Raw genomic sequence first — 322 nt, forward strand, 5'->3', positions numbered from 1 at the left:
CTGCGGGAACGGCAGCGTCTTCACCGCGCTGAAGCCGGCGGTGCGCATGGCCGAACGCATGGACTTGATCAGCTCCAGGTGGGCCAGCGGCGACTCGGACTGCTGCACCAGGATGCCGCCGTGGCGCCTGTCTCTTATACACATCTCCGAGCCCACGAGACCCGTGACCGAATCTCGGTTTGCGGGGTGGGGGGGGAAAGAGGGGGGGGGGGGGGGGGGGGGGGGGGGGGGGGGGGGGGGGGGGGGGGGGGGGGGGGGGGGGGGGGGGGGGGGGGGGGGGGGGGGGGGGGGGGGGGGGGGGGGGGGGGGGGGGGGGGGGGGG

1 pseudogene is annotated in these 322 nt (G+C 78.9%); it reads right to left on the reverse strand.

Annotation, left to right across the window (positions count from 1 at the left end):
- A pseudogene (locus JHD67_RS21735) lies at positions 1–126 on the reverse strand (polyamine aminopropyltransferase); the annotation flags it as partial.
- Positions 127–322: the final 196 nt, after the last annotated feature.

The sequence above is a fragment of the Dyella sp. ASV21 genome (assembly GCF_016428975.1).
In the GTDB taxonomy this organism is placed as follows: Bacteria; Pseudomonadota; Gammaproteobacteria; order Xanthomonadales; family Rhodanobacteraceae; genus Dyella.